This window comes from Mesorhizobium erdmanii USDA 3471 (assembly GCF_000472705.1).
Classification (GTDB): domain Bacteria; phylum Pseudomonadota; class Alphaproteobacteria; order Rhizobiales; family Rhizobiaceae; genus Mesorhizobium; species Mesorhizobium erdmanii.
Map to the genome: position 1 here is coordinate 497,007 of NZ_AXAE01000005.1, position 23,376 is coordinate 520,382.

At 63.0% G+C, this 23,376-nt stretch carries 20 protein-coding genes and 2 tRNA genes; 5 read left to right on the forward strand and 17 right to left on the reverse strand.

The features are described from left to right. Positions 1 to 99 precede the first annotated feature (99 nt). Complete coding sequence (locus A3AU_RS0102375) at positions 100 to 714, forward strand: dimethylsulfonioproprionate lyase family protein (RefSeq protein WP_027051371.1); 615 nt, start codon at positions 100 to 102, stop codon at positions 712 to 714. Continuing rightward, the gene (locus tag A3AU_RS0102380) at positions 714 to 2,189 is read left to right on the forward strand and encodes a cobyric acid synthase (RefSeq protein ID WP_027051372.1); all 1,476 of its coding nucleotides are present in this window, start codon (positions 714 to 716) and stop codon (positions 2,187 to 2,189) included. Before A3AU_RS0102375 ends, A3AU_RS0102380 begins: the two co-directional genes overlap by 1 nt. 268 nt (positions 2,190 to 2,457) lie before the next feature. Here the strand turns inward: A3AU_RS0102380 and A3AU_RS1000000139680 are convergent, their stop codons facing one another. Further along, entirely contained in the window at positions 2,458 to 2,628 is a 171-nt protein-coding gene (locus A3AU_RS1000000139680; protein ID WP_080511798.1) for a hypothetical protein, read from the reverse strand. 52 nt (positions 2,629 to 2,680) lie between these two features. Further along, positions 2,681 to 3,466 (reverse strand): TSUP family transporter, encoded by a 786-nt coding sequence (locus A3AU_RS0102390; RefSeq protein WP_027051373.1) that lies wholly within the window; start codon positions 3,464 to 3,466, stop codon positions 2,681 to 2,683. Positions 3,467 to 3,603: 137 nt separating this feature from the next. Here A3AU_RS0102390 and A3AU_RS0102395 point away from each other — a divergent pair, with 137 nt between their 5' ends. Further along, on the forward strand, positions 3,604 to 4,032 hold the full coding sequence (locus A3AU_RS0102395; protein ID WP_027051374.1) for a TerB family tellurite resistance protein: 429 nt from the start codon (positions 3,604 to 3,606) through the stop codon (positions 4,030 to 4,032). A gap of 103 nt (positions 4,033 to 4,135) precedes the next feature. On the opposite strand, the gene A3AU_RS0102400 is transcribed toward A3AU_RS0102395, so the two are convergent. From A3AU_RS0102400 to A3AU_RS0102420, 5 genes are all read right to left on the reverse strand, one after another. Further along, positions 4,136 to 5,758, reverse strand: a complete 1,623-nt coding sequence (locus A3AU_RS0102400) for an ABC transporter ATP-binding protein (protein WP_027051375.1) — start codon at positions 5,756 to 5,758, stop codon at positions 4,136 to 4,138. Next, positions 5,755 to 6,624: an ABC transporter permease gene (locus tag A3AU_RS0102405; protein ID WP_027051376.1), complete on the reverse strand. Its 870-nt coding sequence runs from the start codon at positions 6,622 to 6,624 to the stop codon at positions 5,755 to 5,757. The genes A3AU_RS0102400 and A3AU_RS0102405 overlap by 4 nt, the downstream gene beginning before the upstream one ends. Beyond that, positions 6,621 to 7,568, reverse strand: coding sequence for an ABC transporter permease (locus A3AU_RS0102410; protein ID WP_027051377.1), 948 nt, complete (start codon positions 7,566 to 7,568; stop codon positions 6,621 to 6,623). The genes A3AU_RS0102405 and A3AU_RS0102410 overlap by 4 nt, the downstream gene beginning before the upstream one ends. Positions 7,569 to 7,671: 103 nt before the next feature. Further along, entirely contained in the window at positions 7,672 to 9,150 is a 1,479-nt protein-coding gene (locus A3AU_RS0102415; RefSeq protein WP_027051378.1) for an ABC transporter substrate-binding protein, read from the reverse strand. Positions 9,151 to 9,377: 227 nt separating this feature from the next. After that, positions 9,378 to 10,655, reverse strand: coding sequence for an acetylornithine deacetylase/succinyl-diaminopimelate desuccinylase family protein (locus tag A3AU_RS0102420; protein ID WP_027051379.1), 1,278 nt, complete (start codon positions 10,653 to 10,655; stop codon positions 9,378 to 9,380). A 221-nt stretch (positions 10,656 to 10,876) separates the two neighbouring features. On the opposite strand from A3AU_RS0102420, the gene A3AU_RS0102425 reads away from it, so the two are divergent. Together A3AU_RS0102425 and A3AU_RS0102430 are read left to right on the forward strand one after the other, a co-directional pair. Further along, entirely contained in the window at positions 10,877 to 11,308 is a 432-nt protein-coding gene (locus A3AU_RS0102425; RefSeq protein WP_027051380.1) for a L,D-transpeptidase, read from the forward strand. A gap of 183 nt (positions 11,309 to 11,491) precedes the next feature. Next, positions 11,492 to 12,334 (forward strand): hypothetical protein, encoded by an 843-nt coding sequence (locus A3AU_RS0102430; protein WP_027051381.1) that lies wholly within the window; start codon positions 11,492 to 11,494, stop codon positions 12,332 to 12,334. 220 nt (positions 12,335 to 12,554) lie between these two features. On the opposite strand, the gene A3AU_RS0102435 is transcribed toward A3AU_RS0102430, so the two are convergent. The 10 genes from A3AU_RS0102435 to A3AU_RS0102480 all read right to left on the reverse strand — a co-directional run bounded on the left by A3AU_RS0102435 (position 12,555) and on the right by A3AU_RS0102480 (position 23,269). Next, positions 12,555 to 13,532: a lipid A biosynthesis lauroyl acyltransferase gene (locus tag A3AU_RS0102435; RefSeq protein ID WP_027051382.1), complete on the reverse strand. Its 978-nt coding sequence runs from the start codon at positions 13,530 to 13,532 to the stop codon at positions 12,555 to 12,557. Between the two features lie 13 nt (positions 13,533 to 13,545). Next, a complete protein-coding gene (locus A3AU_RS0102440) occupies positions 13,546 to 14,574 on the reverse strand; it encodes a zinc-binding dehydrogenase (RefSeq protein WP_027051383.1) in 1,029 nt (342 codons plus the stop codon). 116 nt (positions 14,575 to 14,690) lie between these two features. After that, the gene (locus A3AU_RS0102445) at positions 14,691 to 15,968 is read right to left on the reverse strand and encodes a beta-ketoacyl-ACP synthase (RefSeq protein WP_027051384.1); all 1,278 of its coding nucleotides are present in this window, start codon (positions 15,966 to 15,968) and stop codon (positions 14,691 to 14,693) included. Positions 15,969 to 16,018: 50 nt separating this feature from the next. Beyond that, complete coding sequence (locus tag A3AU_RS0102450; protein WP_027051385.1) at positions 16,019 to 17,209, reverse strand: beta-ketoacyl-ACP synthase; 1,191 nt, start codon at positions 17,207 to 17,209, stop codon at positions 16,019 to 16,021. 56 nt (positions 17,210 to 17,265) lie between these two features. Then, complete coding sequence (locus A3AU_RS0102455; protein WP_027029416.1) at positions 17,266 to 17,559, reverse strand: acyl carrier protein; 294 nt, start codon at positions 17,557 to 17,559, stop codon at positions 17,266 to 17,268. Between the two features lie 234 nt (positions 17,560 to 17,793). Beyond that, positions 17,794 to 18,936 (reverse strand): slipin family protein, encoded by a 1,143-nt coding sequence (locus A3AU_RS0102460; protein WP_027051386.1) that lies wholly within the window; start codon positions 18,934 to 18,936, stop codon positions 17,794 to 17,796. Between the two features lie 364 nt (positions 18,937 to 19,300). Then, a tRNA-Met gene (locus tag A3AU_RS0102465) sits at positions 19,301 to 19,368 on the reverse strand. A gap of 2 nt (positions 19,369 to 19,370) precedes the next feature. Beyond that, a tRNA-Tyr gene (locus A3AU_RS0102470) sits at positions 19,371 to 19,444 on the reverse strand. A 207-nt stretch (positions 19,445 to 19,651) separates the two neighbouring features. Beyond that, on the reverse strand, positions 19,652 to 20,200 hold the full coding sequence (locus A3AU_RS0102475) for a histidine phosphatase family protein (RefSeq protein ID WP_027051387.1): 549 nt from the start codon (positions 20,198 to 20,200) through the stop codon (positions 19,652 to 19,654). Positions 20,201 to 20,299: 99 nt separating this feature from the next. Continuing rightward, on the reverse strand, positions 20,300 to 23,269 hold the full coding sequence (locus A3AU_RS0102480; protein ID WP_245235397.1) for a caspase family protein: 2,970 nt from the start codon (positions 23,267 to 23,269) through the stop codon (positions 20,300 to 20,302). Between the last annotated feature and the right edge of the window lie 107 nt (positions 23,270 to 23,376).

The window sequence follows — 23,376 nt, forward strand, 5'->3', positions numbered from 1 at the left end:
TTTTGGCTTTGCGCGCGCATCAATCTAGACCAATGATGCCGCCGCGCAACCCGATCCCCCGCGGAGCGGCTGTGCATCAATGCATGCCCGGAGCGAGATGTGACGACAAAATTCGATGAGCTGCTTGGGCAATTCCACGCCTATCTCGCTGGCGTGGACAGCGCCCTGGTGCGCGATGCGATGACGCGGATCGGCTGGGACATGCCGGGCCGCGTGCTGGAGCCGCATTCGCTCGCCTGCCTGCGCCATCTCGATCGGGCGGCGGAGTTGGCGCCGACGGCCGCGAAGGCGCTGGTTCAGAGGCTGGCGCAGCAGCGCAACGCATTGCGTTGGGGGCAGACCTACACCGAGGGGGACTTCGGCAAGGCCTTTATGGAAAACTACGGCTGGGTGGAGGTGTTCGGCACACGCGGCCATTTCGTCAATGACGAGGTTGCCGCCGGCCTGCTGATCCTGGGGCCCGGGATCGTCTATCCGGACCATCATCACGTCGCCGAGGAGATTTACATTCCGCTGACCGGCGGTACGGAATGGCGCATGGGCGAGGGCGGTTTTCGCAAGCGGGAGGCCGGCGAGGTCATCCACCATGCCGCCAATGTCAACCACGCCATGCGAACCGGCAACGAACCGCTTCTGGCGCTCTATATCTGGCGCGGCGGGCCGTTGGCGCAGAAATCCACGATCACCGGAACCGCCACGCAGGGCCGCAGCTGATGGCCAAGGCAATCATGCTGCAAGGCACGGGGTCGGATGTCGGCAAGACGGTCTTGGTCGCCGGCCTTTGCCGCGCCGCGAAAAAGCGGGGGCTCAAGGTGAGGCCGTTCAAGCCGCAGAACATGTCGAACAATGCCGCCGTCGCCGACATTCCCGGCGACAATAACCATGGCGGCGGCGAGATTGGCCGCGCGCAATGGCTGCAGGCGATCGCTTGCGGCGTGGCGCCGTCGGTGCACATGAACCCGGTGCTACTCAAACCGCAGACCGAAGTCGGAGCGCAGGTCATCGTCCAGGGCAAGGTGTTCGGCGAGGCGCGGGCTCGCGACTACCAGGCGCTCAAGGCCCGACTGATGGACGCCGTGCTGGAGTCTTGGGGCAAGGTCGGCGAGGGAGCCGATCTGGTGATCGTCGAGGGTGCCGGCTCGCCGGCCGAGATCAATTTGCGCAGCCGCGACATCGCCAACATGGGCTTTGCGACGCGCGCCAATGTGCCGGTGGTGCTGGTCGGCGATATCGACCGCGGCGGCGTCATCGCTTCGGTTGCCGGCACGCATCTGATTCTGCCGCAAGAGGATCGGCGCATGATCGTCGGCTACCTCATCAACAAGTTCCGCGGCGATGTCTCGCTGTTCGATGATGGTTTGAAGGCAATCGAAGGCTTCACCGGGTGGCGCTGCTTTGGCGTCGTGCCGTGGCTGAAGGCGGCGGCCCGGCTGCCCTCGGAGGATTCGGTCGTGCTGGAGCGGCTGGCATCCGGTGAAGCGCGGGCGCTGAAGGTGGCGGTGCCGATGCTCGGCCGGATCGCCAATTTCGACGATCTCGATCCTCTCAAGGCCGAACCGCAGGTCGAAGTGGTGTTCGTTCCCCCGGGCAAGCCGTTGCCCGAGGACGCCGGACTGGTGGTCATTCCCGGCTCCAAGTCGACGATCGGTGATCTCCTCAAATTCCGCGAGAATGGCTGGGACCGCGACCTTCTCGCGCACCGCAAGCGTGGCGGCCATGTCGTCGGCATCTGCGGCGGCTATCAGATCATCGGACGCATCGTGCGCGATCCCGATGGCATCGAAGGCAGCGTCACCGAGGCCGAAGGGCTTGGCCTGCTCGATATCGAAACGGTGATGGAGCCGGAGAAGACGGTGCGCAATGTCAGCGCCCGCTCCGTGCCGTTCGATCTGCCGCTCGAAGGCTACGAGATTCATCTCGGCCGCACCACCGGCCCGGATACCATGCGACCGTCGGCGGTCATCAATGGCGTGGAGGACGGTGCGATCTCGGCCGATGGCAAGGTGATCGGCACCTATATGCATGGCCTGTTCGGTGCCGACGGTTTTCGCGGGAAGTTCCTGGAAAGCCTTGGCGTCAAGGGTGGCGGCATCGACTATCGCGCCGAGGTCGAGCGGGCGCTGGACGAGGTCGCGGCGGGGCTGGAAATGCATCTGGACTGTGACGCGATTTTCGGGCTGGCTCGGTGATTGTCGCACCGACCCTCTTTGCCCTGACGCAGGCGGCATCGACGTCTTCGATGCGATAATGGCTCGGCGAAGCTGATGACGAGCGGCACGGTCAGCGAGGCATATTTCGACATTGCGGAATGGCCTGAAGCGGTTCGCGGTAGCCACAAATGTCGGTGACGGTTCCCTCGAGCGCAGGATCGGGAAGGCGCCGGCAGGTGGCGGACCAGAATCAAAAGCGCCCGGCTTTTGGCCGGGCGCTCTCGGTCCCCACTTCATGGGAAATCAGTCAGGCGCCGCGCATCAAGCAACCGGCGGCGAGCACGATGTAAGCAATGAGAACGATCCACACCGATGCGAGCGGGATAAATGCAAGAACGCCAAGCGCGGCGAGAATGCCGATGATGGCGATAACCAGGGAAATGATGAAAACGATCTGAGTAGGCGCGCTGAGATTCATGTCTGGGCTCCTCCAACATGATTCGGACAGCGTCATGGTAACAGGCGCGTGATCACACACCAATCATGACACGCAGCGGGTTGGCCGGATCGGCCAGCAGTTTCACCGCCAGCGCCACGCAGACGACCACCAGTAGCGGCTTGATCAGCCTGGCGCCGACGCGCATGGCGAGGCTGGCACCGAGGCGGGCGCCGAGGAACTGAGCAACGCCCATCATCAAGCCAATCTTCCAGGAGATGACGCCGACAGCGGCGAAGACGATGAAGCCGCCGATGTTGGAGGCCAAGTTGAGCAGCTTGGTGTGGGCCGTCGCCTTGAGCACGCCGTAGCCGGCAAGGGCGACGAAGGCGAGCATGTAGAAGGAACCGGCGCCGGGACCGAACAGGCCATCATATAAGCCGATTGCGGGCACCAGGGTCAGCCCGAACAGGAAAGGCGAAAGGCGCTCGGCGCGGTCGACGTCGTTCATGTTGGGCTTGAGTGCGAAATAGAGCGCGATGGCGATCAGCACCAGCGGCAGCAGGGCACGCAGCAGATCGGCTGGAACGATGGTGGCCAGCAAGGCGCCAACGACACCCCCGGCGCCCGCCAGCAGCGCCGACGGCAATTGCCGGCGCAGGTCGACGTGGCCCTTGGAGGCATAGTGGATTGTCGCCGATCCGGAACCGAACATGCCTTGCAGCTTGTTGGTTCCAAGCGCCTCGACCGGTGAGAATCCGGCAAGCAGCAGCGCGGGGATGGTGATCAGCCCGCCGCCGCCGGCAATCGAATCGACAAAGCCCGCGGCAAAGGCGGCGACGGCGAGCATGGCGATTGTCTGGGCGGTGAGATCGATCATCTGATGCGCTGGTCGGCGGAATAAGGGCGTTCGACCACGACCGCCCTGTTTGCGCAAGGCCGATTCCGCGCTACGTCTATCCAAGCGCATCGCGCTTGCATCTCTATCGTGTGTCGCTAACCAGGAAAGAAGCCGTGATGGCATTCGCATTGCTGAACCAGATACGCTCCATCTTCGATGGCGACCCGGGTGTGCGCAAGGTCGCGGACGATCCGGTCCTATCGGCGGAGCTTCTGATGCTGTTCCGCATGATCCTGGCCGACGGTACGGTCAGCGAGAGCGAGATGGTCGCCTTCCGGCGTATCTGTAAGGATGCCTTCGGCATTGCGGAAACCAGCATCGACAGCGTCATCGAATATCTCAACGAGTTCGGCTACGAGACCAACGGCTCCCAGGCGATTGCGCTGTTCCGCGATCTCGATGTCGAACGCCGCAGGCAATTGGCGCAGCATATGGCGGAGATCGCCAAGGCCGATTCGCAACTGGCCGAGAGCGAGGTGCGCCTGCTGCGCCGCACGCTCGACCTGCTCGACATCAGCCCGGTCGATGTGGTGAAGCCGGAATAGGGCTCGCGGCCCTGCCGGGTCCCCGCTGCTTCGCAGCGTCCCGGCGTTCGCTTGCCTTTCATCGTGCCACTGGCACGATGAATTCGCTTCGCGAACCGGCTGCTCACCCCTGTTCCTGCATTCGTTTCGCGATCGCCCTGTGCAGGTCCGGCGCCGCCATGACCAGCGCCCTGGCGGCCTCGGATTGCGGGTGACCCAGCACCTCGCTGGTCTTGCCGCGCTCGACGATCTTGCCTTCATGCATGATTAGCACCTCGTCCGTGATGGCGCGGGCGACGGTCAGGTCGTGGGTGATGAAGAGATAGGCGATGCCGAGTTTCTGGTTCAATTCGGCGAACAGATCGAGGATCTGGGCGCGGATCGAGACATCGAGCGCCGAGACCGGCTCATCGGCGACGACCAGCTTGGGTCGGGTGATGATGGCGCGGGCGATAGACAGGCGCTGGCGCTGGCCGCCGGAAAATTCGTGCGGATATTTGTCCATGTCGCGCTGGTCGAGGCCAACCTCATGCAGCGCATGCGCCACCATTTCGCGGAGTTCGGCACGCGTCGGCTTCTTGTCGAGCACATGCAAGGGTTCGGCGACCAGTTTTTCGACCTTCTGACGCGGATCGAAGGAGCCGTAAGGATCCTGGAAGACGACCTGCATGTCGCGCCGGGCGGGCTTCAAGTCGGCTTCGCTCTTGCCGGTGACGGTTTCGCCGCGAAACCGGATCGTGCCCGAACTCGGCTTGTCCAGCGCCAGGATCATGCGAGCAAGCGTTGACTTGCCGCAGCCGGAGCGGCCGACCAGCGCCACCGACTGGCCCGGCGTTATCGACAGCGAAACATCGTCGACGGCGCGGATGGCGGGTGCGCGCCGGAACAGCGAGGTGCGGCGGCCGGGGTAATCGCGGGTCACGCTTTCGACCTGGAGCAAGGGGTTGCCCGGGTTCGCGCCATGCGACCTGGGCCGCGCCGGCACATGCATGGAGGCCTGCGCCAGCTGGCGCGTGTAGGGATGGAGTTGTTCGGAGAGCGTGCGCACCGTGTCGCCGGCCTCCATCACCTCGCCGCGCCGCAGGATGGTGATGCGGTCGGCCATTTCGGTCACGACGGCGAGGTCGTGCGAGATCAAAAGCAGGCCCATACGGTTCTCCGCGACGAGGTCGCGCAAGAGGTCTAGGATCTGCGCCTGCAGCACCACGTCGAGCGCGGTCGTCGGTTCGTCGGCGATCAGCAGCTTCGGCTTCAGCGCGCAGGCGATGGCAATGACGACGCGCTGGCGCTGGCCGCCGGACAGTTCATGCGGATAGCGCGACAGCGGGAATTTTGCCGAGGGCAGGCCCACCCGATCGAGCATTTGGCGCGCCCGCTCTTCAGCCGCCGCGCGCGTGGCCCTGGTGTGCCAGCGAATACCTTCGGCGACCTGTTCGCCGATGGTCTTGACCGGGTTGAGCGCCGTCATCGGCTCCTGGAACACCATGCCGATGTCGTCGCCGCGCAGGGCGCACATCTGGCCCTCGGTGGCAGTGAGGATATCGATCCCGTCGAATGTGACGCGCCCGGTGGCGCGCGCGGCATAAGGCAAAAGCCGCATCACCGTCAGCGCGGTCATCGACTTGCCGGAGCCGGATTCGCCGACCAGCCCCATCACCTCGCCAGGCGCGACGGAAAGCCCCACGTCTTTCAGGATCTGCGTGTTGCCGATGGTCAGCGACAGGTTTTCGATGTCGAGCAGGCTCATCGCTGCCGCCGCGATTTCGGGTCGAGAATGTCGGCGATGCCATCGCCCAAGAGGTTCAGGCCGAGCACGGTGATGACGATCGCCATGCCGGGAAAGATCGCCATCCACGGTGCCACCACCATGCGGGTCTGGGCGTCGAACAGCATGCGGCCCCAGCTCGGCATTGGCGGCTGCGCCCCGAGGCCGAGATAGGAAAGCCCGGCCTCGGCCAGGATGCCCAGCGCGAACTGGATGGTGCCTTGCACCAGGAGCAGTGTGGCGATGTTGGGCAGCACATGTTCGATCGATATCTGCGTGCTGCTTTTTCCCGCGGCGCGCGCGGCAAGGATGAATTCGCGCGGCCAGATCGCAAGCGCGCCGGCGCGCGCGACGCGGGCGAAAACCGGGATGTTGAAGATGCCGATGGCGATGATGGCGTTGACGGCGCCCGGTCCAAAGATCGCGGTGATCATGATCGCCGACAGCAGTGCCGGGAAGGCGAAGACGAGGTCGTTGACGCGCATCAGCGCCTCGTCGACGAGGCCGCCGCGCGCCGCGGCAAAGGCGCCGAGCGGCACACCGACGCTCATGCCGATACCGACCGCGACCAGCGCCACGGCGATCGAATTGCGGGCGCCGACCATGATCATCGACAGGATGTCGCGGCCGAAATGGTCGGTGCCGAACCAATGCGCCGGCGAAGGGCCTTGCGTCTTGTCGGCGATGACCAGCTTCGTCACGTCGTAAGGCGTCCAGATATAGGACACGACCGCCATCGCCAGGATCAGCAAGGTGATGACGAAGCCGGTGACGAAAGCTGTGTTCCTGAATGCCTTGGCCAGGATGGAGCTGAATGTCTCTTCGGGGATGTCGATGTGGAGGGTCATTGCCGGCTTCTCAGGCGCGGATCGACGACCGCATAGGAAAGGTCGACGATGAGGTTGACGGCAATGACGGCGGCGACCAGCAGCATGACGACACTTTCGACGACGATCAGGTCGCGCTGGGTGATCGCCTGGAACACCAGCCGGCCGAGGCCGGGGAGATAAAAGACATTCTCGATGATGATGGTGCCGGCGAGCAGGAAGGCGAATTGCAGGCCGAGAATGGTCAGCACCGGGATCATGGCGTTACGCAGCGCGTGCCGCCACAGGACAGTACGGTAGGGCAGGCCCTTGGCGCGGGCGGTGCGGATATAGTCCTCGTTCAGCACCTCGATCAGCGCCGAGCGCGTGACGCGCGCCAGGATAGCTGCTTGTGGTAAGGCAAGAGCCACCGCAGGAAGAAGCAGAGATTTCAAGGCTTGCCAGACGCCGGCTCCCCAGCCGGAAAACCCGCCGGCGGGCACCAGCCGCAGCCAGACCGCGAAGACATAAATGAGCATCAGCGCGAACCAGAAATTGGGCACGGCGACGCCGAGCTGTGCCGCGCCCATGGCAATTGTGTCACCGGCCCGGCCGCGCCGGCTGGCTGAAAACAGGCCGATCGGTATGGCGATGATGGTGGAGAGCGCAAGCGCGATCAACGCGAGCGGCAGCGAGACGGCCAACCGTTCGCGCACGAGATCGATGACCGGCACCGAATAGGTATAGGAGCGACCGAGGTCGAGGTTGAGCAGACCGCCGGCCCAGTGCAGATAGCGCCAGACCAGCGGCGCGTTGAGACCCATCTGGTTGCGCAGGAGTTCCACCTGGTCGGCGCTGGCGTTCATGCCCAGCATCAGCCGCGCCGGGTCGCCCGGCAGGATCTCCAGCACGGCGAAGACTACCATGGAAGCCAGCGCTAGCGTGACCACGGAGATGGCGAGGCGCTTGAGGAGGTAGGCGGTCATGGGAGCTCGACGCCGGCGTGGTCATTCACGGGCGAAGCAGGAGCAAAGCTCCGTCGCGCCGCGTCGCTTCGCTCCTTGCTTCGCCCTGGGATGACGAAACACCTCAGTCGCTCCACTTCACCTTGGTCAGGTCGTTGGCGGGAATCGGCGCGTTTTCCCACAACCCTTGCAGCTTGGCGTCCCAGACGCCGACCTTGGGCAGTTCGTAGAGGAAGCCGACCACGGCATCGTCGGCCAGGATCTTTTGCGCTTGCGCATACAATTCCTTGCGCTTGGCCTCGTCGGACGTCAGCTCGAGATCGGCGATGACCTTGTTGAAGGCGGGGTTGTCGTAATTGAAGTAGTAGTCCTTGCGTGCGTAGATATCGATGTCGTTCGGCTCGGTATGGGAGACGATGGTCAGGTCGTAGTCCTTCTTGGTGAACACCTGGTCCAGCCACTGCGCCCACTCGACGGGAATGATCTCGAGGTTGATGCCGACGTCGCGGAGCTGAGAGGCGATGATCTCGCCGCCGAGCCGCGCATAGGAGGTCGGCGGCAGCTTCAACGTGGCCTTGAAGCCGTTCTCCAGCCCCGCTTCCTTCAGCAGTTCCTTGGCCTTGGCCACGTCGTGCGGATAGCGGCCGGTGAGGTCGACATAGTATTTGTTGGCCGGCGACATATGCGAGCCGATCGGCAGGCCGAGCCCGGCCGAGGCGCCGTCGATGATTGCCTTGCGGTCGAGCGCGTAGGAGATCGCCTGCCTTACCTGCAATTTGTCGAAGGGCGGCTTCTTGTTGTTGATGGACAGTATGGTCTCGCCCTCGGTCGCGCCGACCACCACTTTGAAGCGCGGATCATCCTTGATCTGCGCGACGCTGTCGGGATCGAAGAAGGGGAAAGCCTGTATGTCGCCGGAAAGCAGCGCCGGCACCGCGGCGGCGGCATCGGGAACGACGCGGAACTCGACCTTTTCGAGGAAGACGGGAGCGCCCCAGTAATGATCCGCTTTCACCAGGGTGATCGACGAACCCTTGGCCCAGCTGTCGAACTTGAAGGGGCCGGTGCCAATGGGCTTCTCCTTGTTGGTGTCGGCGGATTTCGGCGACACCATCACCGCATCGCCCCAGCCCATATTGTAGAGGAACGAGCCCTGCGGGTGGGCGAGCGTAACCTTGACAGTGGCAGGGTCGACTACTTCGACCTTGTCGATGGCGGCAAAGAGCTGTTTTTGCGCATTGATGGAATTTTCAGCGCGCGCACGGTCGAGCGAGAATTTTACGTCTTCGGCGCTGAAATCGGTGCCGTCGTGGAATTTGACGCCAGTGTGCAGCTTGAAAGTGTAGACCTTGCCGTCATCGGAAATCGTCCAGCTCTCGGCGAGATCCGGCAGAACCTCCCCATTGGGGCCGATCCGGGTCAGGCCCTGGAACACATTGGCGTAGGTGACCTCCCGGATTGCCGCGGCCGCTCCCGCCGTCGGGTCGAGATGCGGGGGTTCGAGGGGAATGCCGATGACGAGATCGGTCCGGGCGGCAGACGCCGAAGCGGCGCTTGCGAACGCCAGAACGGCAGCGGCCAGAAGGGTTCTCCAAAATTTCATCGCTGAACTCCCCATGTGCTCAAATGCTCAAGCCTAAAGCGCGTCGCGTTGAAACGGATCCGTGCAACGCGCTTCAGGTCCTTGTTTTTATGCATATCGTTCTCCCAAAACCGAGGTCACTTTTGGGCGACATGCATCAGGGATAGAAGCGTGATTTCGCGCGGGAGTAAATTGCGTTTCGTGCTGTCGCGCCGCGCCAGGAGAAATGTTTTTGCGTCGTCGGCCGATCATCCGGTCGTGCCGCGCAGCAGCACGTTGAGGCCGATCGCCATCACCTTGGCCGATTCCACCATGTCCGAAATCCCGACCCATTCGTCCGGCCGGTGGGCGAGGTCGAGAATGCCGGGTCCGTAGGCGATGCAGTCGTAGAGATGGCCGATGCGGGCTATGTGCTTCTGGTCGTAGGTGCCGGGCGAGATGACATAGTCCGGTTCGCGGTCGAAGATGGCGTGAATGCCTTGCGCCACCGCCTTGACCACCGGCGCGTCGCGCTCAGTCATCAACGGCAGCACTTCCATCAGGTCGCGGATCTCGTAATCGAACTTTTTGCGCTCGCGCTTCAGCCGCTCGAGAATGCCGGTCACTTCGCCCTTCACCGTAGCAAGGTCTTCCTCGAGCAGGAAGCGGCGGTCGATGGTCAGCCGGCAGGAATCGGGCACGTTGGGCGAGGGCAAGCCGGGCCGGAAATCCTCGGTCTGGCCGCCATGGATGGAGTTGATGTTCATGGTCGAACGTTTCGCACCCTCGGGCACGACCGGCATGCGCGTCATCTTGCGGTCGAGCGCGGGGAACAGTTCGTCCTCGAAGGCCCTGAGCACGGCGCCCATATGGCGCACCGCATTGTCGCCGAGAAACGGCATCGAACCATGAGCGATCTCGCCCTTGGTCTCGATCTCGGCCCACCAGACGCCGCGATGGCCAAGGCAGATGCGGTCCTTGTTCAACGGCTCGGGGATGATGACGTGGTCGACCCTGGGCTTGGAGAAATAGCCCAGGCTGGCGAGATGGGCGACGCCGCCGAAGCCGCCGGACTCTTCGTCAACGGTGCCGGATATTTCGATGGCCCCGGGAAAATCGGGATAGACGTCCATGAACGCTTCGGCGGCGATGATCGACGCAGCCAGGCCGCCCTTCATGTCGCAGGCGCCACGTCCATAGACCCTGCCGTCCTTGATGATGCCGGCAAAGGGATCGACGGTCCAGCCGTCGCCGGCCTCGACCACGTCTATATGCGAATTGAAGTGGACGCAGGGCCCAGGCAAGCGGCCGTCGAAACGGGCCACGATATTGACGCGCGGGTAGCGATCGGTGTCGCCCGGCGTGCCTTCGGCGCGGATGAATTCGGTTTCGAAACCACGCTTCCTCAGCCGCGCGCCAAGATATTCGGCGCATGGACGGTAGGCTTCGCCGGGCGGATTTATGGTCGGAAAGCGGATCAGGTCGGCGGTCAGCGCAACGACATCGTCGCGCCTGTCATCGATTGCTCGCAGGAGTCTTTCATTCATTGGCAGAGTTGAGCAGCGATTGGTGATGCATTGCAAGCCCGCCGGCGATCAGGTCCGTGCGACGTGTCGCTGCGGCAACTATCGCGGGAAATCGTTCAAATTCGCTGCTTCGAATTGGCGAATTGATCAAGGAGTGTGTGTTATCCCGTTCACCTGCCGTTAAAAAGATGAAAAACATCGTGAGGGCAGACAGATAAGGGCAATCAAAGGGGTTTGGTCGCATGAAGAAGTCTTTTCTAGTCGCAGCAGCAATGCTGATGACCGCGCTGTTTGGTGCGCCGGCCGCAAGCCACGCGGCCATGTTGGAAGCGAATATCGACGTGTCGTCGCAGACGATGACGGTCAGATATGGCCTGCAGGTTTACCGGTGGACCGTGTCCACCGCACGGCCCGGTTATTTCACGCCACGCGGCACCTACCGGCCGCAGCGGACCGCCCGGATGTGGTATTCGAAAAAGTATCATATGTCGCCGATGCCTTATTCCGTGTTCTTCCATGGCGGCTATGCCATCCACGGAACCGGCGCTGTCAGGCAACTCGGCCGTCCAGCCTCGCATGGCTGCGTGCGGCTGCACACGGCCAATGCCGCAACCTTCTATTCGATGGTGCGGGAAGTGGGCTTCGGCAACACCCGCATTGTCGTCACCAATTAAGCGGCAAAGACCGAAACGACACGATGCTGGGCACGTTCCTGGCGGTTTCCGGCCGCAATCGTTGCAGGAATATCGCATTGGCACGGAAAAAATTGCCGCTGCGTTATTTCGGTCCAGCTAATATTTCTATGAGCAGCCGGTGGTGGTAATAGACAACCCATCGGGAAACTCATGAGGGGCGTGATGTATCGATTTATTCTTGGTGTGGCGATTGCCGCAACCGCCACGTCGGCTTTCGCGGCCGACGCCGTCGCTCCGATCGTCATGGATCAGGAGGTCGCCGCGCCGCATATTTCCGGTTATGTTGAGGCTTACCTCGGCGGATTGTATGTGACCGTCCCGGGTGACCATGCGTCCGCTACGACCGCAGGCGGTACGGGTCGCGTGAATTTCCCAATCGACTCCCGCTGGAACGTCCAGACGGACGCGTTCGTCGATTCTCTTTGGGTGCAAGGCCAGAATTTTTACGGATATGGCGGCGCCGTTCACGGCTACTGGCGCGATCCGAGTTCATACGCGCTTGGCGGATTCGCCACGATTACCGGGTATGGCGGCGACAATTTCAGTGGGGAGCACATCTACAATTTTACGGTCGGCCCAGAAGCCCAAGTCTATTTCGGCAATGTGACACTCTACGGCCAAGTTGACTATGGACAGTTGCGGGCCAGCGGTTCGTCCGAACATCTGGACACCTGGGGCGGTCGTGGCGTGGTGCGCTATTTCGCTCAGGACAACCTTCGCTTCGATGGCGAACTCGGCTATTCCACGATCTCGCTCGGCGGCGAACATCTCAATACCGTAACCGGGGCGCTGCAGGCCATGTACCGGTTTTCCGGGACGCCGCTTTCGGTGTTTGGCCGCTATCAACTGGATCATCTGTCCGCCGGCGGCATAAGCGAGAACATCCACAAATATGTGATTGGCGTGCGTGCGAGCTTCGGTTCCGACACGTTGCTGGACGAAGACCGCAACGGCGCCACGATGGATACCTATCGGCCGAATATTATCCTGCCGTTCGGGGGGTGAACGGCCCCCAGAAGATATAGAGCCAGGTACATGCAGTAGAAAAGCCGCGGGGAGACCTCCGCGGCTTTTTCCTTTACTTCGTTTAGAGCGGTTTAGCGTTTGATGGAATCGCCCAGCCGCTCTAACTCTTTGTTTTTATACAACTCCGGATGGAAAACCGTTGCACGCTTTTCCTGGAATTGCTCCAAAGGCTCCTCGTTACGGAGTCATGCGACGCGCTTTAGCTGACTTCCTTTGCCTGTCGGCGCCGGTTGCGCCGCCAGTTGCTGATCTCCCACCTTTTGTGGAACCACATCCATTGGCCGGGATCCTCGCGCACCCAGCGCTCGACCACGTCGTTCAGCATCTGGGTGGTGGCGGGGACGTCGACGCTGCCATCGGCGGTGCGCGGCAAGACCAGCTTGTCCTCGATCTCGAGCCTAAAGCGGTTGCCCGGCAATCTGATGCAGCGCGCCGGATAGACGTCGCAGTCATAGTGGCGTGCAAGAGTGCCGAGCACGCGGTTGCTCTGGCAGGGGCGGCCGAAGAAGGTCGTATCCACGCCGTTGGAGAATTTCTGGTCGACCAGGACGCCGATATTGCCGCCGTTTTCAAGGACGCCGGCAAGAGCGAACGAGGCGCCCGCCATCGATGGCAGCAGCGAACCCATGGTCGAGCGGCGCGTCGAGAGGATGTAATCGGCGAGGTAAGGGTTGTTGGGCGGGCGAAACAGCGCGGTGATGTTCATGCCGAAGGTTGCCGCCGCCACCGGCAGTAGCTCGAAATTGCCGAGGTGGCCGGTGAAGACGATGTGCGGCTGCTTTTCAGCGGCGATTTCGACGAAATGCTCTATCCCCTTGACCTCGACGCGGCCGGGCTTGGCTGCTGCGGGGTCATAGTCGAACAGGGCGTCGAGGAAGATGTATTCGGCGGCGAGGCGGGCCATGTTGCCCCACATATCGGAGGCGATGGCTTGGATTTCGTCCTCGCTCTTTTCCGGATAGGCCTTGCGCAGATTGTCGACGGCGACCTGGTGGCGGCCGACCCGGGGACCAATGAGGCGCGCGACCCGATCGGCGAAATTCAGCGCGCTGTCGGCCGGCAGCAAGCGAAGCATCGACATGATGATCATCGCCGCGCGGGCAACCAGCCAGTAGTTCAGCTGGCGCAGCTGCCTGCCGTAGCGAAATTTGAGATCGCGGCGAAACTTCTTGAGCACCGAGGTCAAAGCCTTAGGCGACGCGCAGGATGATCTTGCCGAAGACGTCGCGGCCTTCCATGCGTTTCAGCGCGGCACCGATGTCGTCGAAGCCGACTTCGGTGTCGATGACAGGTGCTACCTGTCCCGCCGCCATCTTCTGCATGGCATTCGCCATGTTCTCCATGCGGCAGCCGAAGGAGCCGAGCAGCTTCAGCTGCTGCTGGAAGAGCTGCATCAGGTTGATCTGCGTCGACACGCCCGAGGTCGAGCCGCAGGTCACCAGCCGGCCGCCGCGCTTCAGGCACAGCATCGAGCCGGCGAAGGTGTCGGCGCCGACATGTTCGAAGACGACGTCGACGCCCTTCTTCTTGGTCAGCTTGCGCACGACGCCTTCGAAACGGTCGTCCCGGTAGTTGATGACATGGTCGGCGCCAAGCGCCTTGGCCTTGTCGATCTTGTCGTTGGAGCCGACCGTGGTGATGATGGTGCAGCCCATCCGCTTGGCCAACTGGATCGCCGCCGAGCCGATGCCGGAGCCGCCGGCATGGACGAGGATGGTTTCGCCGGGCTGCAGCCTGGCATTGTCGAACAGCATGTGCTCGACGGTGCCGAAGGTGACAGGCGCCACCGCGGCGCCAATGTCGCTCACGCCGGGCGGGGCGGGGACCAGCAAGCGCGCCGGCAGGTTGATCTTTTCCTGCGCGAAGCCGTCGAGATGGAAGCCATGGACGCCGGAAACATGTTCGCAGAGATTGTCGCGGCCTTCGCGGCAGGCCCGGCAAAGGCCGCAGGTGCGGGCACCGTAGATCGACACCAATTGTCCAGGCTGCAGGCTGGAAACGCCGGGGCCGACCGCCTCGACCCCGCCGGAGGCCTCGGCGCCGACGACCAGCGGCAGCTTGCGCTTGGCGAAGGCCATGCCGCGCCAGCCCCAGACGTCGATGTGGTTCAGCGCCACCGCCTTGATGCGCAGCGTGACTTCGCCGAGTGCGGGTGGCGGCGGGGGCGGCAGGTCCACCGTTTCAAGACGGCGGTCCTCGATAAGTTGCAATGCGCGCATTGGGCCTGTCGGTTCTGTTCTAAAGCGCTTCGCGCTCTAGTTCTTGGTTTTATGCATGTCGCTATCGCAAAACCGAGGTCACTGTTGGGCGACATGCATTGGCTGAAAAAGGTCGCTTAGACCGGTTCCCGCGCCATGACAAGGCAAGTGTTCTGGCCGCCGAAACCGAAGGAGTTCGACAGAACGGTGCGAACCTGCGCATTGCGCTTCTTGTTCGGCACCACGTCGAGCACGATCGCCGGGTCGGGATTGTCGTAATTGATGGTCGGCGGAATGACGCCTTCGCGCATCGTCATCAGCGAGAATGCCGCTTCGACGGCGCCCGCCGCCGATAGCGTGTGACCAATCATCGACTTGTTGGACGAGACCGGCATCGAGCCGATCCGCTCGCCAAATACGGTCGACAGAGCCAGATGTTCCATCTTGTCGTTCTCGGGGGTCGAAGTGCCGTGGGCGTTGACATAGTCGATCTCTTCTTCACTCAGGCCGGCATCGGCGAGGGCGGCGCGAACCGCGGCGATGGCGGGCGAAGCGTCCGGCTTCGAGCGGGTGCGATGGAAGTCGTCGGCCTTCTCGCCGCAACCGCTGAGGACGCCGAGAATGGTCGCGCCGCGAGCCAATGCCGCCTCAAGCGATTCCAACACCAGCGCCCCGGATCCCTCGGCCAATACGAAGCCGTCGCGATCCCTGGAGAAAGGCTTCGATGCCTTTTCGGGAATGTCGTTGTGCGTGGAGAGTGCCGAAAGCAGTGAGAAGCGGATCAATGCCTCGGCGGTGGCAGAACCGTCCGCGCCGATCGATAGCGCACGGTCGCATTCGCCGCGTCGGATCGCCTCGACACCGAGCTGGATCGCGGTGGCACCTGAAGCGCAAGCCGTCGACAGGGTGATCGGCAGACCGCGTGTGCCAAGACGGTCGGCAAGGCGGTCGGCGATCGAACCGAACTGGGTGGTCTCGAAGATATCCAGCTCTCTCAGGCTACGCGCCACCCGAAGCAGTCTTTCGGCGGCGGTGTCATCCTTGTCCTTGTCAGAATTGTAGAGCGAGAAGCGCTCGGCCCAGTCGAGTTCGACCGGCGGCGATGCGAGGAAAAGCGGTCCGCCGAAGTCGCTGGAATCAAGGCCGGCTTCGGTCACCGCTTCGAGGCCGGCAAGCTCGGCCAGCTCATAGGTAAGCGGGCTGGCACCTTTCGAACTCGACGGCAGGAAATCGACCATGCCGGAGATGCGGGTGTTCAGTTGATCGATGGGAAAGCGGGTGATCGGGTGGATGCCCGACGTGCCGGAGGTCAACGCCGCCCAATTGTCGGTCTTGCCGACGCCAAGCGAGGTGACCACGCCGATGCCGGTGACGGCGACGATTGGCCTGCCCATGTGATCGTTCAGATTGGCCATCCGGGAGCCCTCGAGCGTTTATCGTTGCAGCATGGATCGCGAGCGCCGCGTTATGCGGCGTTGACCAGCGCCATGCCCTCGAATTGGTGATAGCCGATCGCCGTTGCAAGGACACTTGCGGGAATGCCTTCAAACGGCTTCTCGGCTGCGGCATCGAAAACAGGGTAAGCGGCCTTGCGTTCCACGGCGAGTGCCGCCAGCGCCACCGCGAAAGGAAACTGTGCTTCCTTCATGTGGCCGGTCAGCGTCGAGAAGCCGCGTGTGGCAATCGCCGGATTAGCATCGAGCACAGCCTTCTCGGCGGTGGTTGCGGCGTGCGCGCCCGAGGCGCCCGAAAGCGCCAGCAGCTTGCCGCCTGGCAGCGCCGCCTGGCTGAGCAGCGAGGCGATCTCGGTGTCGAGTTCCCCGCGCGATCGCCTGGCGCGGCCTGAGACGACCGGGCCGAGCTCGGCATAAATCTTGCGCCCGCGACTGATGGCGTGTTCGCGCTGCTCCAGCACCAGGAAGGCACCGCCGGAGCCAGTAACGACGCCGCCGCCCTCAGCGCCCTGTCTTTGCCACACAGGTTTCCAGGGGCCGCGATGCAAATAGCCGGCAAGCTCGTAACCGAGCAGCATGTCGGAATGTTCGGTCTGGAAGGCGCCGCCGACCAGGATGTGCGTCGACTGGCCGGAGCGGATGCGCGCGGCGGCCGTTTCGACGGCGGCGACGCCGGCACCTTCCTCGCCCATGAAGGTGCGCGACGAGCCCGTCACCTTGTGGACGATGGAGATGTTGCCGGCGAGCAGATTGGAAAGCTGCGCCAAAAACAGGGTCGGCCGCAACTCGGTGGTCAGCTTCTCATTGAGCAGCACGTCGCGGTCGTTACGGCTCTCGGATGCGGCGAGAATGGCGGCATCGACCGCCTCGTCGCGCTCGCCGCCGCCGGCGGCGACAACCATGTCCATGGTCGTGCAGAGCTCATCATTGCCCTTGATGCCGGCGTCGTCGAGCGCAAGCCCGGCTACATAGGTGCCGAGCCGCTGCCATGTTTCCATCTGCCGCTGGTCGCCGCGCTTGGCGATCTGCAGGTTCCAGTCGATTTCCGGCAGCGGATGGACGGTGTAGGGCGCAAAGCGCGCCGCTTCGAGCACCGGCTGCAGGCCCGGCTGCGCCAGTTTCTGCCAGTGGGCGTCAGGGCCTTCTCCCAGCGAGGAGACAAGGCCGATACCAGTGATGACGACGTCGCGGGGGCTGCTCATGGGCGGCTTTGTGGGTCAGGCGGCAGAGCGCGTCAAGGTCGCGCGCTCAACTGACGTCAGGCGGTCTTGGCGGCGACCAGCGCGTCGATCTTGGCGCAGAGGTTCTTCATGACGAAGTAATCGTCGGTCGAAGCCTTGCCGTCATTGACTTCCTGGGTCCACTTTTCCAGCGGCACCTTGATGCCGAATTCCTTGTCGATAGCGAAGACGATGTCGAGGAAATCGAGGCTGTCGATGCCGAGATCGTCGATCGTGTGGCTCTCGGGTGTAATCGTGTCGATGTCGATCTCGCTGGTGTCGGCAATGATCTTGGCGACTTTGTCGAACGTGGTGGAGTTCGTGGTAGACAAGGGGCTTTTCCTTCTTTGCGGGCGGAATCTGTCCGCATCTTGTTTGGGCGCTGTCTAATCGGTTTTTCCCGGCAGGAAAAGGCCTGATAAGCCGGGCGCAGATGGGAAGCCGCCCCAAGAAACGCAAGAAGGGCCGCCGGTCAACCCGGCGGCCCTTCCTATTACGTCACGTCAGGCTTTTTTCTCGATGCTCATCGTTGTCCCAAAACCGGAACCGCTTTTGGGCGACGTGCATCAGCTGTCGCGGAGCTTGACCAGGTCGTTCAGCAGTCCGCCCGTTCCGTTGTGGACGGTCAGCCGCTCGACCTTGCCGGCGATGGTTTCCAGAGCCTCGAGCTCCTTCAACCGCAGCATCACCGGGTTCTCCGCCATTACCTTGGCCGTGTTGAGGAGCGAACGCGTGGCGTTCGTCTCCTCGCGGCGGCGGATGACGTTGGCCTCGGCCTGCTTTTCGGCCGACACCACCTGGTTGAGGATCTCGCGCATCTCGCCCGGCAGGATCACATCCTTGAGCGCGATATCGCTGACCTCGACACCGATCCCGGCCATGTCGGCACGGACCTTGGCCGCGGCTTCCTCATCGACCGTCACCTTCTTTTCAAGGATCTGGTCGAGCGTCAGTGCGCCCAGCGTCTTGCGGAAGGCGTACTGGAGGGCGCGGTAGAGGGCTTCGGAGAAGTCCTTCACAGCGCTCACCGCCTTGACCGGGTCGACGACCCGGTATTCGGCTGCGATGTTGACGCGGATCGTCACCCGATCCTTGGTCAGCACTTCCTGCCCGGCGACATCAAGCGACTGGCGCTTGAGGTCGACGACCTTCACCTGCACCATGCGTCCGACGTTCCAGAACGCATGCACGCCGGCGGCGAGCGTGCGCACCAGCACACCGTCGACGAACAGCAGTCCGGCCTGACCATCGACGACCGGGTGGACGGACATCAGTTCCGTCTTGCGGGCCTGGCCAAGCCGGCGCATGAGCGCCGGGTCGATGGCGAGATCGACCGACGTGTCGACCAGCGCCACCTTCCACGGACCGGCATGCGTCCACAGCACAAGCTTGCGGTCTGGGGCCAGCACGGCATGCAGATTGCCGTCACGCTCGATGACGGCGACATCCGTTCGTCCGGTGCGAACGACGGTGAAATGACGCGCGGCCACATCCGGGAGCTTGTCGAACAACGCCTTCTCGTATGCCGAAACGAATTCCGGGTTCTTCAGATCGTGCCGCGACACTTCCAAGCTTCCGCCCCGGTTGGCGAGCCAATGCTCGCCCGGCAGCAGGACAGCCTGGATCTCCCCCTTGTAGAGGGTGAGGGCACGTTCGTTTTCCTTTACGAGGACGCGCTCGCGTCCAAGAACCTGATCGAGAATAGTCATTGTCTTACTCCTGTCGGGCATGGCCCCATGCGAGGCGTCACGTCATGCGTCGATCTTCCCTTCGTTTCTCGTTTCCAATCGTCTTCTCGGTCCCAGCACGAATGATCCGGGGACCGGTGGCATCAAATCGCGGCGGGCCTTCGGGAGCGGATCGCGGCGCAGGGAAGCGGGCGCCGGAGGCCAAAGCCTCCCTTGCCGGCGACACTGCGCCTTGATCATCACCGCGTGCCTGGCCGCGAGCCGATGGCGTCAGACCTGTCGAGCCGGCCGTCGCCCGAGGGCTTGTGCCGTCCGTCAGGTCTTCTGCATTCCGGTCCCCGGACCGTTTTCAGATAACACCGTGGCAGGGTGCTGGCTTATCAGGCCAATGGAGAAGGACTCGAACCTTCGACAGTCAGATTATGAGTCTGATGCTCTCCCAACTGAGCTATCCGTGGTGCAGACGACGGGACTCGAACCCACAACCTCCGGATTATATCCGGCGCTCTCCCAGTTGAGCTACATCCGCGATCCCAACCCCCGAAGCGGCGCCGTATACAGGGCGACAAAGCCGCCTGCACGGGCGGAGGCGAAAGCTCCAACCGTTGTGCTCGTTTCGGTTTTCGTGACCGGGAGCGCGGCTATAGAGCCTGCGACGGGTTGTCGCAAGCGGCATTGTCGCGGCGAATTTACGGCTTCTTTCAGCGGTGGCATTTCGGCAACAGTGCCAGGTTGGTCAGAAAGTGACGCGGCCGAGCACGCGCAGGCTGTCGCCTTGTGGCTCGACGACCACCGCCTCGCCCTCGCGCGGCGATACGCCGGTCAGCGCCACGATATCTTCCAGATGGGTAACCATGACCAGATTGTCTGAGCCGGAATAGGCGCGGATTTCCTTCATGATGGCGGCGATTTGCGCTGCCTTCTGCGCATCGTCGCCCTTCAGGAGGTCGAGCGGTGCAAATAGCTCCGGCTCGGCCTCGAAGGCGATGCGCGCGGTGTCGAGGCAGCGGCAGTAGCGGCTGGACAGGACGCGTTCGATGGGGGCGGCGCGAGCGGCGAACAAGGCGCCGATCTTGCTCGCCTGCTGCTTGCCGCGCGCCGAGAGATTGATCTGGGTGGCACAGCTGTCGATATCGAAATTGGCCGGATCGGTGTTGCCGGTGACCATGGCATGGCGCAGCAGTACGACATGCCCGCCATCGCGCAGCAGCGCCCATCCGGCATCCGTGGCATGGGCCGCGGCGGGAACGACGAGCAGAAGCAAGGCCAGGGCAAATCGGATCATCGCAGTCCTTCCGGGAGCCCGACATCGGGTTCCGGTCATTCGCATATAGGGATCGGAACGCCGGCACAAAGACAAGCGGGCGTTGCGGAAGTCCCAGCCTCACTTTTTGGCGATTTGCTTTTTCACCAGATCGATCTTCTGGTTGGTAAGCGGGATGGGAATGGTGAAGCCGGCTTCGGTAAAGCCCTGCTTGGCGTTCTCGAAGAATTCGATGGCCTTGAGATATTCGGCCTTGCCGCCGCCATAGTTGGCGCGGTTCCAGTGGATGTCGCCAAGATTGTTCTGTTCGAAGGCCCACTGCATGGGTTGGCTTTCCCTGGTGAACACTTTCAGCGTCGCCGTGAAAGCCGCCTCGGCCTCGTCGAGATATTTGCCTGTCCTTTCGATGTTGCCGAGGTTGAGCAGGCTCATGCCGATGCCGTTCTGGGCATTGGCCCAATCTATGGGCGCGGTTTCCATGGTTAGCACTTCGAGGGCGGCCCGCCGCGCCGCGATCGACGCTTGTAAGGTTTTCGGATCGGCATTGCTCATGCTAAGCCAGTGCAGCGTCGACCCGAGACCGGCCTGGGCCAGCGCCCATTGCCGTGGATTCGTCTCGCGCTTGTACTCGCGCAACGCATTGCCGTAGGCATTAACTGCCTCGCTGTAGCGCTCAGGCTTGTCCGTCACGCCGCCAAGCAATTGCAGCGTGTTGCCGAGATTGTAATAGCTCATCGCCCAATCCTGCGGGAATTTCCGCCTCACATAGACCTGCCGGGCTGCCTGGAAGGCCTCGGCCGACTGTTCCAGCTGGGCCGCGTCACGGGTCCGCTGGCCAAGCGTCTGATAGATCGAGCCAAGATTGTTCTGCGCGGACGCCCAATCCATCGGGAAACGCTGCCGGGTAAACACCGTCAGCGCATCGTCATAGGCCGTGGCTGCCTCTTCAAGCGAGCTTGTGCCCATGTCAAAGCGCGCAACGCCGCTCAGCGCGTTGCCGAGGTTGAGCCGGCTGGTCGCCCACGAGACCGGGAAGGTCTCGCGGGTTCGCACTTTCAGCGCGGCGCGGAAAGCGTCGGCAGCCTCGTTGATCTTGGCCTTGTCGTTGAGCTGGATGCCAAGCGTGACCAGCGTGTTGCCGAGATTGTTCTCGACCATCGCCCATTCCACGGGCGCTTTCTCGCGCGTGTATTCCTCCAGCGCCAGCCGGTAGGCGGCTTCCGCGTCCTTCAGGTGCTCGCCGGCTGGGTCGCGCTGGGAAAGGGCATAGAGCGCCAGGCCAAGATTGTTCTGCGAGGCGGCCCAGTCGAGCGGCAGCTTGTCGCGCGGGCGCTTTTCCAATGTGGCACGCATCGCAGCCACCGCGTCGTTGAGCCGTTTCGGGTCGCTCTCTCGTTCGCCGATCTTCAAGAGCACGTTGGCCAGGTTGTTCTGCGCTGCCGCCCAGTTGCGGTCGTCCTTCTCGCGTTCGAAGACGACGAGCGAATCGCTTAAAATCCGGGCTGCCTCTTCGAGATGCGCGGTTTCGGTCTCGCGCTCGCCGATAGTCTGCAGCACCACCGCCATGTTGTTGCGGGTGATGGCCCAATCCCGGTTCTGCTCGCCATTGGGGATGAAATTCAGGATGACGCGATAGGCTTCGATCGCGTGCTGGAGCGCATCCAGATCACCGGTGGCGTAGCCGTGGGAGTTGAGCGCCTCGGCTTCCTGGTTCTTGTAATTCCAGCGCAGCTTGTCGTCCCATTTCTCAACCAGCGAGAATGCCTTGGCGTAATCGTTGGCCGCGGATTTATAGTCGAAGACCAGTGCGGCGGCATCGGCGCGCTTGGCATAGATGGCGGCGTCGGCGATGCGCTTCTGCCTGATCAACTCCTCGGTCTCGTCAACGGCACCGCTGTTCTGCTCGACCCTGCCAACCGCATCGTCGAGGAATTTACGCGCCGCCACCATGGCGCCCTGGCCGATAGCCTTGTCGGCGGATGCGACGAGGCGCTTGATTTCGGGGTCGTCGGTGCGCAGCGCCGCACGCTCCGACATCATCTTCTTCAGGCGTTCGGCCTGGGCGTCGAGCACCTTTTGCAAGTCGGTCGGGTCTTCGGGGATCTTGTCCGTGCCGAGGGCTCTCAGCACGCCATAGAGCGCGTCGAGCGGCACGCCATCCTGCAGCGAGGCCATTTCCACCTGCGCCCGCTGGGGATCAGGCAGGTCGGAGATCGTCAGCAGCAATTGCCGCCTCTCGCCGGTGATCAAGCCGTCGTCGCCGGTCGGCTCCGGCGGTGCCACGCCGAAATAAAGCAGCCGGCGCAAGCTTTCATTGACCCAGGGGCGCTGCCTGGCCTTGGTGTCGAGATAGACCTCTTCGGTCACCATGCGCATCACCAAGCCGAACTCCGTGCCTTTCATGGCCGCTAGGTGGCGCAGCAGCGCGGCGGCGTACGGGCTGTTTTCACCGGCCGCGCCATCCAGTGCCGGGCGCCCCGGTTCGGCGGCGAAGCCGACCACCGAGCCCAGGCTCGCGTCGGTCGCCGGTGTGTTGCCAAGTGCCTTGGCGCCACGCACAGGTTCCAGGCCGCCGGCGCCGATCGGTTCGGCCGAGGCGGTCGGAGCGCGCCGCACCACGGCATCCGGCGGGAACGGATTGGTACGGCAGGCATCGAGCAGCATGATCGTCACCGGAACTGTCTTCTTCAACTCGTCCATGACGGAGGACATCGGCACCAGGGCCTGGCCCGCGTCCTTGAGCGACGAGACATCGGCATCGACGGGAACCAGATAGTTCTCGCCGCCGGCTTCGATGCCATGGCCGGAGTAATAGATGAAGGCGACGTCGGCGCCCTCGGCATCCTCGACGAAACGTTCGAGGTCGCGCTTCAGCTTGGCGGCATCGCGATCGGTGACGTTGCGGGCGTCGAAGCCGAGGTCTGTCAGCATCTTGGCCATGTCGCGCGCGTCGTTGGCCGGATTGGGCAGGGCGGCGATATGCAGGTAATTTGACTGGCCGATGATCAGCGCCACGCCCTTGAGACTTTTCGTCTCGGCAAGTGCAAGCGCCGTTGCGGCAAGACAAAACAGCGCGGCGATGAGAGCCACGAGCCACGCCTGTCTGAAAATATACTGTCTCGAAGCTTCGACAAAATCCATTTGCCGCTTCTGTCCGCGCTGATGATCCCAAGCTCTATAGCCCTGTCACGTGACCG

Bases quoted from the DNA above. Each gene is read 5' to 3' on its own strand.
- A3AU_RS0102390 (WP_027051373.1), bottom strand. From the start codon at position 3,466: ATGATCGATCTCACCGCCCAGACAATCGCCATGCTCGCCGTCGCCGCC.
- A3AU_RS0102405 (WP_027051376.1), bottom strand. From the start codon at position 6,624: ATGACCCTCCACATCGACATCCCCGAAGAGACATTCAGCTCCATCCTG.
- A3AU_RS0102440 (WP_027051383.1), bottom strand. From the start codon at position 14,574: ATGCGCGCATTGCAACTTATCGAGGACCGCCGTCTTGAAACGGTGGAC.
- A3AU_RS0102380 (WP_027051372.1), top strand. From the start codon at position 714: ATGGCCAAGGCAATCATGCTGCAAGGCACGGGGTCGGATGTCGGCAAG.
- A3AU_RS0102445 (WP_027051384.1), bottom strand. From the start codon at position 15,968: ATGGCCAATCTGAACGATCACATGGGCAGGCCAATCGTCGCCGTCACC.
- A3AU_RS0102425 (WP_027051380.1), top strand. From the start codon at position 10,877: ATGAAGAAGTCTTTTCTAGTCGCAGCAGCAATGCTGATGACCGCGCTG.
- A3AU_RS1000000139680 (WP_080511798.1), bottom strand. From the start codon at position 2,628: ATGAATCTCAGCGCGCCTACTCAGATCGTTTTCATCATTTCCCTGGTT.
- A3AU_RS0102415 (WP_027051378.1), bottom strand. From the start codon at position 9,150: ATGAAATTTTGGAGAACCCTTCTGGCCGCTGCCGTTCTGGCGTTCGCA.
- A3AU_RS0102430 (WP_027051381.1), top strand. From the start codon at position 11,492: ATGTATCGATTTATTCTTGGTGTGGCGATTGCCGCAACCGCCACGTCG.
- A3AU_RS0102410 (WP_027051377.1), bottom strand. From the start codon at position 7,568: ATGACCGCCTACCTCCTCAAGCGCCTCGCCATCTCCGTGGTCACGCTA.
- A3AU_RS0102475 (WP_027051387.1), bottom strand. From the start codon at position 20,200: ATGATCCGATTTGCCCTGGCCTTGCTTCTGCTCGTCGTTCCCGCCGCG.
- A3AU_RS0102420 (WP_027051379.1), bottom strand. From the start codon at position 10,655: ATGAATGAAAGACTCCTGCGAGCAATCGATGACAGGCGCGACGATGTC.
- A3AU_RS0102450 (WP_027051385.1), bottom strand. From the start codon at position 17,209: ATGAGCAGCCCCCGCGACGTCGTCATCACTGGTATCGGCCTTGTCTCC.
- A3AU_RS0102400 (WP_027051375.1), bottom strand. From the start codon at position 5,758: ATGAGCCTGCTCGACATCGAAAACCTGTCGCTGACCATCGGCAACACG.
- A3AU_RS0102395 (WP_027051374.1), top strand. From the start codon at position 3,604: ATGGCATTCGCATTGCTGAACCAGATACGCTCCATCTTCGATGGCGAC.
- A3AU_RS0102460 (WP_027051386.1), bottom strand. From the start codon at position 18,936: ATGACTATTCTCGATCAGGTTCTTGGACGCGAGCGCGTCCTCGTAAAG.